At 60.2% G+C, this 16541-nt stretch carries 14 protein-coding genes; 8 read left to right on the forward strand and 6 right to left on the reverse strand.

What is annotated here, in order from left to right:
• The first annotated feature begins 14 nt into the window (after positions 1–14).
• The 6 genes from G9Q84_RS02745 (at position 15) to G9Q84_RS02770 (ending at position 5663) form a co-directional block, all read left to right on the forward strand.
• Positions 15–767, forward strand: a complete 753-nt coding sequence (locus G9Q84_RS02745; RefSeq protein ID WP_242460935.1) for an ABC transporter permease — start codon at positions 15–17, stop codon at positions 765–767.
• 20 nt (positions 768–787) lie between these two features.
• Positions 788–1681, forward strand: a complete 894-nt coding sequence (locus tag G9Q84_RS02750) for a glycine betaine ABC transporter substrate-binding protein (RefSeq protein ID WP_032886219.1) — start codon at positions 788–790, stop codon at positions 1679–1681.
• Between the two features lie 12 nt (positions 1682–1693).
• Positions 1694–2347: an ABC transporter permease gene (locus G9Q84_RS02755; RefSeq protein WP_027604864.1), complete on the forward strand. Its 654-nt coding sequence runs from the start codon at positions 1694–1696 to the stop codon at positions 2345–2347.
• Positions 2344–3501 carry an osmoprotectant ABC transporter ATP-binding protein OsmV gene (locus G9Q84_RS02760; RefSeq protein WP_032886218.1) on the forward strand — a complete coding sequence of 386 codons (1158 nt, stop codon included), beginning with the start codon at positions 2344–2346 and terminating at the stop codon, positions 3499–3501. The genes G9Q84_RS02755 and G9Q84_RS02760 overlap by 4 nt, the downstream gene beginning before the upstream one ends.
• Before the next feature lie 231 nt (positions 3502–3732).
• Entirely contained in the window at positions 3733–4080 is a 348-nt protein-coding gene (locus tag G9Q84_RS02765; RefSeq protein WP_181642855.1) for a hypothetical protein, read from the forward strand.
• Between the two features lie 419 nt (positions 4081–4499).
• A complete protein-coding gene (locus G9Q84_RS02770; RefSeq protein ID WP_181642856.1) occupies positions 4500–5663 on the forward strand; it encodes a type III PLP-dependent enzyme in 1164 nt (387 codons plus the stop codon).
• 73 nt (positions 5664–5736) lie between these two features.
• Here the strand turns inward: G9Q84_RS02770 and G9Q84_RS02775 are convergent, their stop codons facing one another.
• The 4 genes from G9Q84_RS02775 to G9Q84_RS02790 all read right to left on the reverse strand — a co-directional run bounded on the left by G9Q84_RS02775 (position 5737) and on the right by G9Q84_RS02790 (position 8006).
• A complete protein-coding gene (locus tag G9Q84_RS02775) occupies positions 5737–6138 on the reverse strand; it encodes a type II toxin-antitoxin system HicB family antitoxin (protein ID WP_095183816.1) in 402 nt (133 codons plus the stop codon).
• Between the two features lie 55 nt (positions 6139–6193).
• A complete protein-coding gene (locus G9Q84_RS02780; protein ID WP_095183815.1) occupies positions 6194–6376 on the reverse strand; it encodes a type II toxin-antitoxin system HicA family toxin in 183 nt (60 codons plus the stop codon).
• Between the two features lie 197 nt (positions 6377–6573).
• Positions 6574–7323 carry a tetratricopeptide repeat protein gene (locus tag G9Q84_RS02785; protein ID WP_181642857.1) on the reverse strand — a complete coding sequence of 250 codons (750 nt, stop codon included), beginning with the start codon at positions 7321–7323 and terminating at the stop codon, positions 6574–6576.
• 2 nt (positions 7324–7325) lie between these two features.
• A complete protein-coding gene (locus G9Q84_RS02790; RefSeq protein ID WP_032886214.1) occupies positions 7326–8006 on the reverse strand; it encodes a Fe2+-dependent dioxygenase in 681 nt (226 codons plus the stop codon).
• 205 nt (positions 8007–8211) lie between these two features.
• On the opposite strand from G9Q84_RS02790, the gene G9Q84_RS02795 reads away from it, so the two are divergent.
• On the forward strand, positions 8212–10515 hold the full coding sequence (locus tag G9Q84_RS02795) for a TonB-dependent receptor (protein WP_181642858.1): 2304 nt from the start codon (positions 8212–8214) through the stop codon (positions 10513–10515).
• Between the two features lie 135 nt (positions 10516–10650).
• The gene (locus G9Q84_RS02800) at positions 10651–13176 is read left to right on the forward strand and encodes a PepSY domain-containing protein (RefSeq protein WP_181642859.1); all 2526 of its coding nucleotides are present in this window, start codon (positions 10651–10653) and stop codon (positions 13174–13176) included.
• 56 nt (positions 13177–13232) lie between these two features.
• On the opposite strand, the gene G9Q84_RS02805 is transcribed toward G9Q84_RS02800, so the two are convergent.
• Together G9Q84_RS02805 and G9Q84_RS02810 are read right to left on the reverse strand one after the other, a co-directional pair.
• Positions 13233–14774, reverse strand: coding sequence for an alkaline phosphatase D family protein (locus G9Q84_RS02805; RefSeq protein WP_032886211.1), 1542 nt, complete (start codon positions 14772–14774; stop codon positions 13233–13235).
• Between the two features lie 44 nt (positions 14775–14818).
• Positions 14819–16534: a PTS fructose-like transporter subunit IIB gene (locus tag G9Q84_RS02810; protein ID WP_095183809.1), complete on the reverse strand. Its 1716-nt coding sequence runs from the start codon at positions 16532–16534 to the stop codon at positions 14819–14821.
• Positions 16535–16541: the final 7 nt, after the last annotated feature.

The following is a 16541-nucleotide window of genomic DNA, read 5'->3' on the forward strand; positions in this document are numbered from 1 at the left end:
ATTGCCGCTCGGAAATGTGTTCGCCGACAAAAGAAAAAAGGAGTCCGCCTGTGGCTATTCGCTATGGCAAAGGGCTGATAGGAGGAGTGGTTGTCGTCGCTCTCCTGGCCCTGCTGGTCCACTGGATCGGCATCAACACGATCGAACTGTACCGCGACGATTTGTTGTTTTACCTGCAAGCTCATTTGATCCTTGTTCTAGTGTCCATGCTGGCGGCCCTGATTGTGGGCATCCCCGCCGGTATCCTGCTCAGCCGACCGAACATGGTCGGGCGCGCAGAACGCTTCATGCAGATCTTCAACATCGGTAACACCGTCCCTCCCCTGGCCGTACTGGCCATCGCCCTCGGCGTCCTCGGCATCGGCAGTGGTCCGGCCATCTTCGCGTTGTTTCTCGCGTCCCTCCTGCCCATCGTGCGCAACACCTACGAAGGCCTGAAAAACGTTCAAGGCTCACTGAAAGAAGCGGCCACCGGCATCGGCATGACGCCTCGCCAAGTGCTGTTTCGCGTGGAATTGCCCAACGCCGTGCCGATCATCATCGGCGGCGTGCGCGTGGCCCTGGCGATCAATGTGGGTACTGCGCCGCTCGCGTTCCTGATTGGTGCAAACAGCCTCGGCAGTCTGATCTTCCCCGGCATCGCCCTGAACAATCAGCCGCAATTGCTGCTCGGCGCCGCGTGCACCGCGTTGCTGGCCTTGCTGCTTGACGGTCTGGTGACCATGGCCAGCCGCCTCTGGCTGGAACGCGGGTTGCGTCCGTCTTAAGGCTTTGCAAAGGAATTCACATGAAAAAACTGACCTTGATATTGAGCTGCGCCCTGCTGTTGGCAGGTATTGCGCAAGCCGCTGAAAAACCGGTGATCCGCATCGGCGCACGGGTGTTCACCGAACAGACCCTGCTGGCCGAAATCACTTCCCAGTACCTGCGCACCAAGGGTTACGACACCCGCGTGACCGGCGGCCTGGGCAGCAACCTGGCGCGCAGTGCCCAGGAAAGCGGGCAACTGGATCTGATCTGGGAATACACCGGCGTGTCGCTGGTGGCCTACAACCACATCGACGAGAAGCTCAACAGCGAACAGTCCTACGCTCGGGTCAAAGAACTCGACGCGAAAAAAGGCCTGGTCTGGCTCTCGCCATCGCGCTTCAGCAACACCTACGCACTGGCACTGCCAGAGAAAGTGGCTGAAGAGCATCCTGAGATCAACAGCATCAGCGACCTCACCAAAGCCATGGCGCAAGACACCAAGGAACACCGCTTGGTGGCCCTGGACACCGAGTTCGCCAACCGCTCCGACGGCTTGGCCGGCATGGTCAAGCTGTATGACATGAACCTGACCCGCAAGAACACGCGGCAGATGGACGCCGGCCTGGTCTACACCGCCTTGCGTAATGGCCAGGTGTTTGCCGGTTTGGTCTACACCACCGACGGTCGCCTGAACGCCTTCAAGCTCAAGCTGCTGGCGGATGACATGCACTACTTCCCGGACTACACCGCCGCGCCGGTGGTGCGTCAGGAATACCTCGACAAGCACCCGCAACTGGCTGCCGAGCTCAAGCCGCTGGCCACTCTGTTCGACGACGAAACCATGCGCCAGCTGAATGCGCGGGTCGACGTCGACCATGAAAGCCCATCCGCTGTTGCCGCCGATTTCCTGCGCCAACATCCCATCAACTAAGAAGGAGAAGACATGGAATTCCTGAACGCCTTTTCCCATCTTGATTGGGCCCAAGTCCTGCACCTGACCTGGCAGCACATCACCCTGGTCGGCATCGCGGTAATTCTGGCAATTGTCGTGGGTGTGCCCCTGGGCGTGCTGATGACGCGCTTCCCGACCTTGGCTGGCCCGCTGCAAGCCAGCGCAACGGTACTGCTGACCGTACCGTCCATCGCGCTGTTCGGCCTGCTGCTGCCGTTCTACTCGAAGTTCGGCCAGGGCCTGGGACCGATGCCGGCGATCACCGCCGTGTTCCTCTACTCCCTGTTGCCGATCATGCGTAACACCTACTTGGCGCTGACCGGCGTCGAACCGGGCATTCGCGAGGCCGCCAAAGGCATCGGCATGACCTTCGGCCAGCGCCTGCGCATGGTCGAACTGCCCATCGCCGTGCCGGTGATCCTCGCCGGTGTGCGCACCGCCGTGGTGATGAACATTGGCGTCATGACCATCGCCGCCACCATCGGCGCCGGTGGCCTGGGTGTACTTATTCTGGCTTCCATCAGCCGCAGCGACATGTCGATGCTGATCGTTGGCGCAGTGCTGGTCAGTCTCCTGGCCATCTTCGCCGACCTGCTTTTGCAATGGCTGCAACGCTCGCTGACTCCAAAAGGACTGCTCAAATGATCGAACTTCAAAACCTGACCAAGACTTTTCAAAGCAACGGCAAAACTGTTTCGGCCGTGAACGACGTAAGCCTGACCGTCAACGAAGGCGAGATTTGCGTATTCCTCGGCCCTTCGGGCTGCGGTAAGAGCACAACGCTGAAAATGATCAACCGCCTGATCAAGCCGACCTCGGGCAAGATCCTGATCAACGGCGAAGACACCACCGACCTCGACGAAGTGACCCTGCGTCGCAACATCGGCTATGTGATCCAGCAGATCGGCCTGTTCCCGAACATGACCATCGAGGAAAACATCGTGGTCGTGCCCAAGCTGCTGGGTTGGGACAAGCAAAAATGCCACGACCGCGCCCGCGAGTTGATGAGCATGATCAAGCTGGAGCCTAAGCAGTATCTGCACCGCTATCCGCGTGAACTGTCGGGCGGCCAGCAACAGCGGATCGGCGTGATTCGCGCACTGGCGGCCGATGCGCCGTTGCTGCTGATGGATGAGCCATTCGGCGCGGTCGACCCGATCAACCGCGAGATGATCCAGAACGAGTTCTTTGAGATGCAACGCGCGCTGAACAAGACCGTGATCATGGTCAGCCACGACATCGACGAAGCCATCAAACTGGGTGACAAGATCGCGATCTTCCGCGCCGGCAAGCTGCTGCAGATCGACCATCCGGATACGCTGCTGGCGCACCCGGCCGATGAGTTCGTCAGCAACTTCGTCGGCCAGGACAGCACCCTCAAGCGCCTGCTGCTGGTGAAGGCCGAAGACGCGGCGGACAACGCCCCGTCGGTGAGCCCGGAAACCCCGGTGGCCGATGCCCTGGAGCTGATGGACGAAACCGACCGCCGCTATGTGGTCGTCACCTGCGCCGAGAACAAAGCGCTGGGTTATGTACGACGTCGCGACCTGCACCGTCAGACCGGCACTTGTGGCCAGTACCTGCGCGAATTCAACGCCACGGCGGCGTATGACGAGCACTTGCGCATCCTGTTGTCGCGTATGTACGAGTTCAACCGTTCGTGGCTGCCGGTGATGGATGCCGAGCGGGTGTTCCTGGGTGAAGTGACCCAGGAGTCGATTGCCGAGTACCTGAGCTCCGGTAAGTCCCGTGGGGGCAAGACCAGTATCGTTTCGCCGGCTGAGACAGCCTTGAGCTGATGCACAGTTAGACCCATTCACGCTGAAACGGCCCATCACTGTTCGAGTTTTCCACAAACCCGGCAGTGCATGAGCCGAGTCAGGACGCGATAAGCCGCGCAAATCTCATTCTAACTAAGCCTTAAAGACTGTCAGAACTCACAGGTTCCAAGGATTCAGGAATAGGTTCCAATGCGCCTCGACACATCGAAACGCTCTTGCACCTAACGTCTTGAACCTACGAGGCTCCCTATGAGTACGAAAGAATCGGCCACTCCAATTTCTGGGGAAGAATCCCGGGCCCCAGCGGCAATGATCATCGGTGGAATCGCTGATCCACAGCGTGTCAAACAAGGCAACGACTTCACATTGACGATCGCTGCCCAGCTCGTGGACGAACGCGGCACCGCGATTCCAAACGTCACCACAACCTGGAGTACAAGCACATCAGGGGCCAGCTTCGCATCAGGCCCGGGGCCATTGAACGGTACGCTGACGGTAAGGAATGTACAGAGCACTACAAACGTTTCATTTACCGTTTCCACGGCTCAATACCCGAACATTAGGAAGACCCACAGCTTCAGCCTGATTCCGTTCTGACGGTTTGTTGGCTGACTCGCCCACGCTGATAGCCTTCGTGGCGAAGGCACTTGCTCCTTCGCCACGAAAGCGCTGAAACGCCTTCAAATTTCCCCTTTTGGGGAACATCAATCCGTCACACCTGTCGGTTACATAAGTAGCTGCACGCCATCGCGCGACGAACGCGTGCAAAAACGCGACATTTTTAGTTGATCTCAAGCCCCTCACGCCCTAAAGTTCGCGCCGAACGTCCATGCTGGAAACGATCCATCCGGCTCAAGTACTGACGACGAGACAGCAAGGCCAAGGGACGCAGTTGATCCCATGGCCTTTTTGCTTTCGGCGACATGCCTTGGGAAGTAGGCGAACCAAAGTGGGGATACGGAGGACGTTCATTTGCACCCATTGCTAATTTTAGTTTGCCCTTAGGAGTTCCCAGCATGTCGATCAACGTCGAAGATTATTTCGCGCGCGCCACTTTTGACAAACTGAAGGCGTTCGCCGACAAGCAAGAAACCCCGTTCGTGGTAATCGACACCGCCATGATCAGCCAGGCCTACGATGACCTGCGCGCCGGTTTCGAATTCGCCAAGGTGTATTACGCGGTCAAGGCCAACCCTGCCGTCGAGATCATCGACCTGTTGAAAGACAAGGGTTCGAGCTTCGACATCGCCTCGATCTATGAGCTGGACAAGGTCATGGACCGTGGCGTCAGCGCCGACCGTATCAGCTACGGCAACACCATCAAGAAATCCAAGGACATTCGCTACTTCTACGAGAAGGGCGTGCGCCTGTTCTCCACCGACTCCGAAGCCGACCTGCGCAATATCGCCAAGGCCGCGCCGGGTTCGAAAGTGTATGTGCGCATCCTCACCGAAGGCTCGACCACCGCTGACTGGCCTCTGTCGCGCAAGTTCGGCTGCCAGACCGACATGGCCATGGACCTGCTGATCCTCGCCCGTGACCTGGGCCTGGTGCCGTACGGTATCTCGTTCCACGTAGGCTCCCAGCAGCGCGACATCAGCGTGTGGGACGCGGCAATCGCCAAGGTCAAAGTGATCTTCGAGCGCCTGAAGGAAGAAGACAACATCCACCTCAAGCTGATCAACATGGGCGGCGGCTTCCCGGCCAACTACATCACCCGCACCAACAGCCTGGAAACCTACGCTGAAGAAATCATCCGCTTCCTCAAGGAAGACTTCGGCGACGACCTGCCGGAAATCATCCTGGAGCCAGGCCGTTCGTTGATCGCCAACGCCGGTATCCTGGTCAGCGAAGTGGTGTTGGTTGCACGTAAGTCCCGTACCGCCGTCGAGCGTTGGGTGTACACGGATGTGGGCAAGTTCTCCGGCCTGATCGAAACCATGGACGAAGCCATCAAGTTCCCGATCTGGACCGAGAAGAAAGGCGAGATGGAAGAAGTGGTCATCGCCGGCCCAACCTGTGACAGCGCCGACATCATGTACGAAAACTACAAGTACGGCCTGCCGCTGAACCTGGCCATCGGTGATCGTTTGTACTGGTTGTCGACCGGTGCCTACACCACCAGCTACAGCGCAGTTGAGTTCAATGGCTTTCCGCCGCTGAAGTCGTTCTACGTGTAAGTAGCCGGCCAATAAAAAACCCATGACGTGTCATGGGTTTTTTTATGCCTGTGATTTGTCATCACCCGTTGCGTCACGCAGATAACTCACGCAACGCCGCCGTCGCCAGAAACCCTGACCGCGACGCATAGCGGTGATCCTTTTGCACTCGCTCATCAATGCGCTGCAACAACTGTTCCGGCAAAGAAGCATTGAACCGCACCGATCTCCCCAGATAAGGGGTGAGATCAAAGTCGACTATCGCCCATACGCCACCGGCAAAATCCGGGTTATCCCAATGGGCATCAACCTCCTGCGCATGGGGAAGTGTTTCCTGGTCTGCAACCAGCCCTTCCAGATGCAGTGCGAGTGCCTCACGGACATTATCCAGCGCTTCGGAAAACGACCCACCAGCCGAAAAACACCCTGGTACGTCGGGGACCGTCACGCTGTAGTCCGAGTCAGCATCTTTATGTACTACCACGGGAAACTTCATTGTTCCTCCTTTGAACGAGCCTCACAGAACTCATTCAACTCATCAATCGGGGCCATCACTTGAGACCTGCTGACTTGAAAATACTGTGCAAAGTGCCCTTTGCAATTTCCGACTTGGGATGAGGAACGGTCACTCGCCCTCGCTTCACCGGGTGCTTGAACTGGTGATGACTGCCCTTTACTGCCACCTCAAACCAACCATCCGCAACCAGCAGCTCAATCACCTCTCGACTTCTCATCGCCTCACCCTTCAGTGTGTATATTACACACCGCCATTAGGCAATGCGCTTTTTTATACACACGAGACACACCAATGAAAAAGCCCGCTTAACGTATAAGCAGGCTCGTGTGAGGCAATGATGACGATGTGTAAATCCTTTTCGCCAGCGAAGTAATGTCAGTTTCTATGCCACGGACTGTTAAAAGCTTTTGTGCACTATGAAAGCATCGCAGCCCGCTGTTGATAGGCCTGCGCCATCGCACGAATACGCGGATCATTCGCCGCTGCCAGCGCCTTGTGCGCCGTGCGCAGGAACTTCAGATTACCGCCCGCCAACGCCTTGCGCAGCCACTCCAGCGCCGCCTCGATCTGGCCTCTGTCAGCCAACACCGCCGCATAACTGAACTGCCCGCGAAAATCCCCGCCTTCGGCTGAGCGGCGGTACCACTCAACGGCTGCATCCAGGTCCTTCGGGCAAAACTGGCCTTCTTCCAGGTAGCGCCCCAGCAGGTTCATCGACTTGGCGTGCCCCTGCTCCGCCGCCTGGCGATAACGCATCAGTGCTTGCTGCTGATCTTCAGCAACACCACGGCCGGTCGCCAGTAAGTTGGCGTAGTTGTACTGCCCCCAATCCAATCCGGCCTGCGCCGCCAAGCGGTACTCCCGCACCGCCGCCGCTTCATCGACGGCACAGCCCCAGCCATGCTCAAGGCAACGCCCGGCCATATTACGAGCCATCAAATGCCCGCTCTGAGCCGCAATGCGGAACCAGCGCAATGCCAGCGCTTCATCGCGTGCAATGCCGCGTCCCTCCAGCAGGATTTGCCCGAGCAAGGCCTGGGCATCCACCACACCTTCCTTCGCTGCGATCAGAATCGCCTGGGCGGCGCGTACCGGTGAGTCGTCGAGCATGCCTTGCAGTTGTTCGACGTTGAGCACCTCTTCGCGGCGCAATAGGAAGCCCATGCTCAGACCTCTACCCAGCGACGCAGCAGGTTGTGATAGGTGCCGGTGAGCTGAATCAGCGCGGGATGATCGGGCACGTCGCGGGTCAGTTGCTGGATCGCGCCGTCCATCTCGAACAGCAACGTGCGCTGGCTGTCTTCGCGCACCAGGCTTTGGGTCCAGAAGAACGAGGCATAGCGCGCGCCACGGGTTACGGCGTTGACTTTGTGAAGGCTGGAGCCGGGGTACAGCACCATGTCGCCGGCGGGCAACTTGACCCGTTGCAGACCGAAAGTGTCCTGGATCTCCAGTTCGCCGCCGTCGTATTCATCCGGGTCGCTGAAAAACAGCGTGGATGAAAGGTCGGTGCGCACCCGCTCGTGACTGCCTTTAGGCTGACGCACGGCGTTGTCGATATGGAAGTCGAAACTGCCACCGGCGGTGTAGCAGTTCAGCAACGGAGGGAACACCTTGTGTGGTAACGCCGCTGACATGAACAGAGGGTTTTGCCACAAACGTTCGAGCATCGCCGCGCCGATTTCCTTGGCCAGCGGGTGGCCTTCGGGCAATTGCAGATTGTGTTTGGCTTTGGCGGACTGATGCCCAGCGGTAATTTTTCCGTCGGCCCAATCGGCACTTTCCAGGGCTTGGCGGATGCGCTGCACTTCCTCGCGAGAGAACAGGCCGGGAATGTGCAGCAGCATGGGGCAATACCTGTAGGCAGAGAGGCGCCAATGGTATTGATTCTTATCCGCCCTGTAAAACGCCATGACGGACGAGTCTGTAAAAACCGTAAGCCAAAAGTGTAAAGAATGTAAATTCAGCGCAATTAGCAATGTATCGCAATTGATATGAATACTTGTTCACCCTATATTCCGCGGCCTCACATCCTTGGGGAAAGGACACGTCATGTCGCGCACTACGCTAAAAACAACTGCCAGTTCACCGCGTTTGCTGGCCTCGGCCATCGGCGTCGCCCTCGGTGCCAGTTCTGTCGCCCATATGGCGCAAGCGGCCGAAGACACAGAACAAAAAGGCCAGCGCAACAGCATCTCCCTGGGCGCCACCAGCATCACCGGGGAAGAACAGGACGCCACCTCCTACCAGGTCGAGAAAGCCTCTTCGCAGAAATACACTGCGCCTCTGGTGGACACGCCACGTTCCGTCACCGTCGTGCCGCAACAAGTACTCAAGGACACCGCCGCTACCTCGTTGCAGGATGCCTTGCGCACCGTACCGGGCATTACCTTCGGCGCCGGCGAAGGCGGCAACCCTCAAGGTGACCGTCCATTCATCCGCGGCTTCGATGCCCAGGGTGACACCTACCTGGACGGTGTTCGCGACACCGGCGGCCAGAGCCGTGAGATTTTCGACATCGAGTCCATTGAAGTCAGCAAAGGCCCGAACTCCTCTTTCGGCGGTCGTGGCTCGGCCGGTGGCAGCCTCAATCTGGTGAGCAAAACCCCGCAAGCCCGGGACTTCACCAACGGCGGTTTCACCTACGGTTCCGACCAGACCCGTCGCTACGTGCTCGATGTAAACCGCCAGTTCCTCGACGACAGCGCCGCGTTCCGCCTGAACCTGATGACCCATGAGCAGAACGTGGCCGGCCGTGACGCCGTGAATTACGACCGTTGGGGCGTGGCCCCGTCGCTGACCTTTGGCCTGGGCACCCCGACCCGCGTCAACCTCAGCTACTACCACATGGAAAGCAACGACCTGCCGGATTCGGGCATTCCCTACGGCTATAGCTCGTCGACCGCCACCACCCACGGCCATGACAAGCCCACCGACGGCGGCGACAGCAATAACTTCTACGGTCTCAAGGATCGTGACTTCCGAAAGACCCGCGCCGACATCAGCACAATCTCCATTGAGCACGACCTGAACGACGACATGACGCTGAAAAACACCCTGCGCCATGGCAGCACCGGCCAGGACTACGTCCTTACCCAGCCCGACGACAGCCAGCGCAACGTCAACCGTTTCGGTACCGTTTGGCGCCGCGCCAACACCCGCGTGTCGACCACCACGACCACCACCAACCAGACCGACCTGTTCGGCAACTTCCAGGCCCTGGGCTTCAAGCACAGTTACTCCACCGGTCTGGAATTCACCGGCGAAGAAACCCGCGTCAGCGGTTACACCGTCAGCCCGAACACCAACCCGACCTGTACCGTGGCCGCCGGCAGCCTGGGCGGTCAGTGCACCTCGCTGAGCAACCCGAACCCGGATGACGCATGGACCGGCAGCATCGCGCGCAACTACAACGGCACCAACACCAAGGCCACCAGCCGCGCCGCCTACGTGTTCGACACCATTGAGCTGGACCCGAAATGGTTGCTGAACGTCGGCCTGCGCTACGACACCTTCGACACCGAAGCCAACACCAATGCCGTGCCCTCCTCGACGGTCAAGGCACGCAGCAAGGTCAAGGACGACAGCCAGTTCTTCAACTGGCAAGCCGGTCTGGTCTGGAAGCCGTTGGACAACGGCAGCATCTACACCTCCTACGCCACTTCGGCATCGCCGGCCGGCGGCCTGGTGGGTGAAGGCGTCGACAACAACGCGATCCCAACCGGTATCAACACCAGCGACCTGAAACCCGAAGAAACCGTCAACTACGAGCTGGGCACCAAGTGGGACCTTTTCCACAACCGCCTGTCCCTGGCTGCAGCGGTGTTCCGCACCGAGAAGAAAAACACCCGCATCCTGGTGGATTCCAACACCTACGAAACCGCGGGCGAGTCGCGAGTCGATGGCCTGGAACTGTCGGCCAGCGGCAAGATCACCGATCAATGGCAAGTGTTCGCCGGCTACAGCTACCTGCAAGCCGAACTGGTTGACCCAGGCAAAAACGGTAACCGCCAGGGCGTGGTCCAGGCCGGTTCCAACAAAGGCAACCAAATGCCCAACACCCCGAAGAACGCCTTCAGCCTGTGGACCACGTACGACGTAACGCCGAAGCTGACCGTCGGCGGTGGCGCGTTCTACGTCGACCAGGTTTATGGCGATGCGGCCAACACCGTGTACGTGCCGTCCTACACTCGCTACGACGCCATGGCCAGCTACAAGCTGACCAAAAACGTCGACCTGCAGTTGAACGTGCAAAACCTCACGGACAAGACTTATTACGACAAGGCCTACGCCTCGCACTTCGCCAACCAGGCGGCTGGGCGCACGGCGCTGGTGTCCACCAGCTTCCACTTCTAAACACCGCTCCACATAGCAAAAAGCCCCACGCATCGGATGCGTGGGGCTTTTGCGTGTTAAACAGAATGTTTCTCGACAGGCCACGGCATAATGCGCGCCGTGCCCTACATACCCAGATAGACGAGGCGGTCAGACGTGTTGAAGAAAACCCTGTTCCAGTTGCACTGGTTTTTCGGCATTACTGCCGGGCTGGTGCTGGCCTTGATGGGGATCACCGGGGCTGCGGTCTCGTTCCAGGATGAACTACTGCGGGCTCTCAACCCCCACGTACTGAGCGTAGAAAAACGCGAAGCCGGCGTGCTTCCGCCTGCCGAACTGGTGCGCAAACTGGAAGCCACCGAAGGCAAGACCGTGTCCATGCTGTTCGTGGAAAGCGAAAGTGGCAACGCCGCGCGCGTGTTCTTTACCCCACCGCCGGGTGAGCGACGTGGCCAACTGCGCTACTTCGATCCCTACACCGGCGACTACATGGGCGACGCGGTTGGCCAGGACTTCTTCGGTTTTATCCTGCAACTGCACCGCTTCCTCGCCATGGGTGAAACCGGGCGAAATATCACGGGCGCCTGCACGCTGATCCTGGTGTTTTTCTGCCTGTCCGGCCTGTACCTGCGCTGGCCGCGCCAGGTGGCAAACTGGCGTGTGTGGCTGACCTTGGACTGGCGCAAAAAAGGCCGCAGTTTCAACTGGGACCTGCACTCGGTATTCGGCACCTGGTGCCTGCTGGCGTACTTGCTCGCGGCGCTCACCGGGTTGTCCTGGTCCTATGACTGGTACAGCCAGGGCCTGAACAAACTGCTGTCCGATGCGCCGCAAACCGAGCGGATGCGCAAGCGCGGCCCGCCGCCGGAAGGCCCAGCACCGGTAGCCAACTATGACGCGATGTGGAGCAGCATCTACAGCCAGGCCGGCCCGGGTTTGAATGCCTATAACATCCGCATGCCCGCCGTTGCAGGGCAACCGGCGACCGTCTACTACCTGCTGAAAGACTCGCCCCATGACCGTGCCCTCAACCAGATCAACCTGGACCCGGCCACCGGCGAGGTCAAATCCCATGACCAGTACGCCAGCAAAAGCTTCAAGGCGCAGTTGCTGACCAGCATCTATGCGCTGCACACCGGCAGTTACTTCGGCCTGGCCGGGCGAATCATCCTTACCGTCAGCTCATTGCTGATGCCGCTGTTCTTCATCACTGGCTGGTTGCTGTACCTGGACCGTCGCCGCAAAAAACGCCAGGTGCGCGACGCCCGCAACGGCCTAAGCGCCAACCACAGCGACGCTCCGGCCTGGCTGATCGGCTTTGCCAGCCAGAGCGGGTTTGCCGAGCAACTGGCCTGGCAGACCGCCGGACAATTGCAGGCAGCTGGCCTGCCAGTGAAAGTGCAGTCCTTGGGCAGTGTGAGCCAGGACGACCTGCGCCAATCAGAAAATGCGCTGTTCGTGGTCAGCACCTTCGGCGACGGCGAAGCCCCGGACAACGCCCGTGGTTTTGAACGCTCAGTGCTCGGCCAGGACCTGTCCCTCAAGGGCCTGAATTACTCGGTGCTGGCCCTGGGTGATCGTCAGTACGAACACTTCTGCGGCTTTGCCCGGCGCCTGCATTTCTGGCTGACCAACCAGGGCGGCAACCCGCTGTTCGCCCCGGTGGAAGTGGACAGCGGCGACACGGCCGCGCTGCTGCATTGGCAACAAGAGCTCGGACAGTTAACCGGTCAGGCACCGGCCGCTGCATGGCCGACGGCCCAGTACGAACACTGGACACTCACCCAACGCAGCCTGCTCAACCGCAACAGCACGGGCTCGGACGTTTACCTGCTCGGCCTCACCCCGCCTTCGCCACAAAGCTGGCAAGCCGGCGATTTGGTAGAAGTGCTGCCCCGCAACTGCCCATGGGCCATTGAGCACTTCCTGAGTGGGCTTGGCCTTACCGGCACCGATGGCGTGTTGATCGACGGTTTGTCCACTCCACTCGCTCAAGCCCTGGCCACGCGCCAACTGCCGGGAAACCGTGCGCATCTGGTGGGCATGCATGCCCAGGCGCTGGTGAACGCATTGGCGCCCTTGGGCATGCGCGAATACTCCATCGCCTCGATTGCCAGCGACGGCGTGCTGGAGTTGATCGTGCGCCAGGAACGCCACCCCGACGGCAGCCTGGGCCTGGGTTCCGGCTGGCTCACCGAACACGCAGCCCTCGGCACGGGCATCAGCCTGCGCCTGCGGCGTAACAGTGGCTTCCACCTGCCGAACGTCCCAGTGCCGCTGATCCTGCTGGGCAATGGCACCGGCCTGGCGGGCTTGCGCAGCTTGCTCAAGGCGCGGATTGCCGATGGCCAGCAGCGCAACTGGCTGCTGTTCGGCGAACGCAATATCGCCCACGACTACCTGTGCCAGGACGAACTGCAAGGCTGGCTGGCCAGCGGTGATTTGGCGTTGCTGGACCTGGCATTCTCCCGCGATCAGGAAGAGAAGATTTACGTGCAGGACCGCCTGCGCGAATCGGCCGATGTGCTGCGCAAATGGCTGGCCGATGGCGCAGCGATTTACGTGTGCGGAAGTTTGCAGGGGATGGCGGCCGGGGTGGATCAGGCGCTGGTCGACATACTGGGAAGTGAAGCGGTGGAGCGCTTGATCGAACAAGGCCGCTACCGCCGGGATGTCTACTGATGTGATCCAATGAGGGAGGGGGCAAGCCTCCTCCCTCATTTAGAGTGCATTTCAAGTCAGACCGGTTGCAGTTTTTGCTGGAATACCGAGACCCCATCCAGGTCGCGCAAAGTCACAGTCAACTCCGCTGTCTGCCCATCAATCTGCACTTCGCCAAAAAACTGAAACCCGGCAAACGGCGAGGTGTTCTGCGCGGGTGGGGCCTTCTCGAACACCACCTCAGGGCCAAAGGTTTTATCCAAGGGGTTCGGGCCGAAGCTGCCCGCATTCAAAGGCCCGGCAACAAACTCCCAGAACGGCTCAAAATCCTGAAACGCCGCCCGATCCGGGTGATAGTGATGCGCCGCGCAGTAGTGCACATCCGCCGTCAGCCACACATGATTACGTACCTTCTGCGCGCGCAGAAATGCCAACAGTTCGGCGATTTCCAGCTCGCGCCCTTGCGCCGGGCCGGGGTCACCATTGGCAATCGCCTCCCAGCGCGGCACGCCGGGGCTGACTTCACCGTCGGGCACACCCAGGCCAATGGGCATGTCGGCGGCGATCACTTTCCATTGCGCCGTCGAAGCCTTGAGTTCGCGCTTGAGCCAGTCCAGCTGTTCGCGGCCAAGGAAGGGTTTTTCACCGCCCAGATTGTCATCGTTGCCGCCGCGATAGCTGCGCATATCCAGCACAAACACATCCAGCAGCGGCCCGTAGCTTAGCTTGCGATAAATCCGCCCGCCGCCATCGGCGCCCTGCAAACGCATCGGCGCATATTCCAACCAGGCCTGGCGCGCACGACCGACCAGGGTGTTGATGTCCTTGGTCTGGTAACGCTCATCGAGTTGCTTGCTGGGCGACCAGTTGTTCACAACCTCGTGGTCGTCCCACTGCCAGATCTGCGGCACTTCAGCATTGAAGCGGCGTACGTTTTCATCCAGCAGGTTATAGCGGTAGTTGCCGCGGTATTCGTCGAGGGTTTCAGCAACTTTGCTCTTGGCCTCGGTGGTGATATTGCGCCAGATGCGTCCGCCTTCGGTGGGCAGTTGCGCCGGCACCGGGCCGTCGGCGTAGATGGTGTCGCCGCTGTGGATAAAGAAGTCCGGCAAGCGCAGGCGCATGGCTTCGTAGATGCGCATGCCGCCGATGTCCGGGTTGATGCCGAAGCCTTGGCCGACGGTGTCGCCACTCCACACAAACCGGATGTCGCGACGCTGTTGCGGCACGCTGCGCAGGTGGCCGAACCACGGCTCGCTGGCGACACCGGTTTGCGCGTCTTCGAAGTGCACACGGTAGAAGATCGCCTGGTCGGCGGGCAGCCCGGTGAGTTCGACGCGGGCGGTGAAGTCGCTGCGGTTGTCGGCCAAAGGCGAGATGAATCGGCGTGGGTTGCTGAACACGCTGCGGGTGTCCCACTCCACCACCATCCTCGCCGGGCGGTCGCTGCGGCTCCAGATCAGGGCGCGGTCGCCCAGTAGGTCGCCGGACTGTACGCCGTCGGTGAGTTGCGGCCGGTCCTTCACCGAAGCAATCACCGCCGGCGCCAGACCCGGCAGCAAAAGGCCGGCGCCGACGACTTGCATCACACGGCGCCGGCCCAGATCGAAATGGCTCATGCAGGTGCCCTCTTGAGTATCAAAAGGGCCACTTAAGCACGCGCTTATGACACCGGTGCGACAGCCAGTTCCACCGTTTCAGGACGTTTGATCACGGCATAGACCAAACCGGTCAACAGGCTACCCGCGACAATCGCCAACAGGTAAAAGAGCGCGTGGTTGATCGCACCCGGGATCACCAGCACAAACAGCCCACCATGGGGCGCGGCGAGTTTGCAGCCGAAATACATCGACAAAGCGCCAGTCAACGCGCCACCGGCGATGCTGGCCGGGATCACCCGCAGCGGGTCTTTAGCCGCAAACGGGATCGCGCCTTCAGAGATAAAGCACAGGCCAAGGATCATCGCGGCCTTGCCGGCTTCGCGCTCGGTCTGGGCAAATTTACGACGCGCCAGGAACGTTGCGATGCCCATGCCAATCGGCGGCACCATGCCGGCCGCCATGGTCGCGGCCATCGGCGCCCCACTGGACGCTGCCAGCAAACCCACCGAAAACGCATAGGCTGCCTTGTTGATCGGCCCGCCCAGATCCACGCACATCATGCCGCCCAGCAGGATGCCCAACAGCACCGCATTGGTGGTGCCCATGGTGCTGAGGAAATCCGTGAGACTGGTCAGCATGCGCGCCACAGGCGGGCCCACCAGATAGATCATCGCCAGGCCGGTAATCAGGCTCGCCAGCAACGGGATGATCAGGATCGGCTTGAGCGCCTCCATGCTTTGCGGTAATTGCACAGCACGGGTGATCAACTTGACGCAGTAACCCGCCAGGAAACCGGCAAGGATGCCGCCGATAAACCCCGCCCCCAACGTGCCGGCCAACAGGCCGCCGATCATACCCGGTGCGATACCCGGACGGTCGGCAATCGAGTACGCGATATAACCCGCCAACAGCGGCACCATCAGCGTAAAGGCGCTGTTGCCGACGGTTTTCAACGCGGCCGCCAAAGTACCTTCCTGCTCGAACGCGTGAATGCCAAAGGCAAACGACAAAGCGATCAACAAGCCGCCCGCCACCACCATCGGCAACATGAACGACACCCCGGTGAGCAGGTGTTTGTACACGCCGGTTTTTTCTTTCTTGGCCACGGCAGCGTTGCCCGCGTTTTCCACGGCGCCTTCGGCCAAGGCCTTGTTAAGGGTCGCTTCGGATTGCTTGAGGGCAATGCCGGTGCCGCAGCGGTAGATCTTCTTGCCGGCGAAGCGCTCGGTGGCGACTTCAATGTCCGCCGCGAGCAACACCACGTCCGCGTTGGCGATAGCCTCCGGGCTCAGCGGCGTGCGTGCGCCGACCGAGCCTTGGGTCTCGACCTGCAAGTCATAGCCCAGGCGCTTGGCCGTCTGCTGCAAGGCTTCGGCGGCCATGAAGGTATGGGCCACGCCAGTGGGGCAAGCGGTAACCGCGACGATACGCGGTGCCTGCTTCGACGCCGCTGGCGCTTGGCTGGCGACATGCACCAGTGCTTCTTCAGCGCCCCGCCGCAATACCGCTTCAACATCCGCCAGCGCTTGGGCCGGCGTGCTCTGGAACACGCGCTTGCCAACAAAGCGCTGCATATCCACCGGCGTGCTGCTGACCAGCAACACCCACTCGGCAGCGTCGATGGTCGCCTGGGACAGCGCGCGTTCCGGGTGCTGCACATCCACCACTTCAACGCTGGTGCTCCAACCCTGGCGTTGCGCGGCAGCGTCCAACAAGCGGGCACACAGCACACTGGTGACCATGCCGTTCGGGCAGGCAGTAACAATGGCTAACTTCATCACAAAC

Source organism: Pseudomonas sivasensis (genome assembly GCF_013778505.1).
In the GTDB taxonomy this organism is placed as follows: Bacteria; Pseudomonadota; Gammaproteobacteria; order Pseudomonadales; family Pseudomonadaceae; genus Aquipseudomonas; species Aquipseudomonas sivasensis.